The sequence below is a fragment of the Betaproteobacteria bacterium genome (assembly GCA_016791345.1).
Lineage (GTDB): Bacteria > Pseudomonadota > Gammaproteobacteria > Burkholderiales > JAEUMW01 > JAEUMW01.
Map to the genome: position 1 here is coordinate 1 of JAEUMW010000332.1, position 2,007 is coordinate 2,007.

General features: G+C 65.5%; 2 protein-coding genes. Both read left to right on the plus strand.

Going from position 1 to position 2,007, the window contains the following annotated elements; translation table 11 throughout:
• Nucleotides 1-682: 682 nt before the first annotated feature.
• Nucleotides 683-1,615: a tRNA (adenosine(37)-N6)-dimethylallyltransferase MiaA gene (gene miaA, locus JNK68_13115; GenBank protein MBL8541295.1), complete on the plus strand. Its 933-nt coding sequence runs from the start codon at nucleotides 683-685 to the stop codon at nucleotides 1,613-1,615.
• Nucleotides 1,616-1,642: 27 nt separating this feature from the next.
• Nucleotides 1,643-2,007, plus strand: a 365-nt coding sequence (locus tag JNK68_13120; GenBank protein MBL8541296.1) for a nicotinate-nucleotide diphosphorylase, incomplete at its 3' end; no start/stop codon positions are given.

Consider the following 2,007-nt stretch of genomic DNA (forward strand, 5'->3'; position numbering starts at 1 on the left):
GAACCTCGCCGGTGTGAAAGCGAAAGTCGCGCACCACCCAATCACCTTCCTTGGGCGTGGGGTAGTCCGCGGCCAAGGTCGGAAGAGTCATTAGTAGGGCATACACCACCAGGACCCACATAGCCCTTAACAGAGTCGTGATGCGCTTCATATCACTCTCCTTGCGTAAGGTGGCAAGACGCCGAGCATAACCGGTGACCCCGCCCCGGATTGGCACCCCTCTGTCGCATCGCCCGCTGGCGGTCAACCCAGCCCGCGAATTGGTGAACGATGTGCTGTTGTCGGCGATACGCGGAGCGCCATTCGCCTGCGCCCTGCGGCAGCGTCGCCCAATATGACGAAGTAAGTATAGTAATGGACCTTCCAGAATGCTCGGAAATCGGTCATCCGACTCTTTCTCCTTTTCTTGGCCTCGATGTCCGAACAAACTGCTCCATCAATTACACGGGGTCACAGTCCATTCAGGGCGGCGATTCTGCAGGCACCAGCGAGCGACTCGTTGTGGCCCGTCTCTGCCTTCCCCGCTAACATGATCTGACGCTGCCCGCAAATCAAAGCCTCATCGTTGCAAATGAGTGAGGGAGTGGAAATCGCTACCGATTGCCTTTCACGACTTTCCCCATTCGCTCCCTCACTCCTTCACTGATACGCAGTGAGCCCACTGCCCCCTGCCCTCTTCCTGATGGGCCCCACCGCGAGCGGCAAGTCCGATGCGGCGCTCGCCATCGCTCGGCGCCTGCCGGTGGAGATCATCAGCGTCGATTCGGCACAGGTGTATCGCGGCATGGATATCGGCACTGCGAAGCCGGACGCGCACACGCGGCGGGAAACGCGTCATCACCTGATCGACATCCTCGACCCGACCGAGCGTTTCTCCGCCGCCGACTTCTGCGAGCACGCGCGTGATCTGATGCGCGACATCACCGCGGCGGGCCGCGTGCCGCTGCTGGTGGGCGGCACCATGCTCTACTTCAAGGCGCTGCAGGAGGGGCTGTCGGATCTGCCGGAAGCCGATCCGGCGATCCGCGAGGTGATCGACGCGATGGCGAGCGAAGTGGGCTGGCCAGCCATGCACGAAGAGCTCGCGCGCCTCGACGCGGAGACGGCGGAGCGCCTCGACCCGCACGACGCCCAGCGCATCCAGCGCGCGCTGGAGGTGATCCACGCCAGCGGCCGGCCGCTGTCGGAGCTGATTCGCGAGCGGCCGCCCGCGGCGCTGCCGTATCGCGTGATCGCGGCGTCGCTGGAGCCGGCCCACCGGGCGGCACTGCACGAGCGCATCGCGCAGCGCTTCGAGACCATGCTCGAGCTCGGCCTCATCGGCGAAGTGCGCACGCTGCGCAGCCGCTTCGCGCTCGATCCGGAACTGCCGTCGATGCGTTGTGTGGGCTACCGGCAGACCTGGGACTATCTCGACGGAAAGCTCTCGCTGCGGGAGCTGCGCGACCGCGCTGTTGCGGCGACGCGACAGCTCGCAAAGCGCCAGCTCACCTGGCTGCGGCCGTGGTCTGGCATCGCGCGCTTCGACGCGCTGTCGGCGAATGCGGGCTTCCAGGTGCTGGAGTACTTCCGGCACGCGCTGCAGGAGAGCGATAATGCTGCATTGCGCGAGTAAATCGCCCAGGGGAGAGAGGAGCCACGCGTGAGCGCACGAGGGCTTGAATATGTGATCGATGGCAACGTCTCGGCTGCGTTGCAGGAGGACGTCGGCAGCGGTGATCTCACGGCCTTGCTGGCTGCCGCGGACGACACGGCGCGCGCCACGGTGGTGGCGCGGGAAGCGGCGGTGCTGGCCGGTGCCCCGTGGTTCGATGCGGTGTTTCGGCGCCTGAGCCCGGCCGTGGTCGTCACGTGGCACAAGGAAGACGGCGCGAAAGTGGAAGCCGGCACCACCCTCTGCTCGGTGGAGGGACCGGTGCGCAGTCTGCTCACGGGGGAGCGCACCGCGCTCAACTTCCTGCAGCTCCTGTCGGCGGTGGCGACCGTCACCCGACGCTATGTCGATGC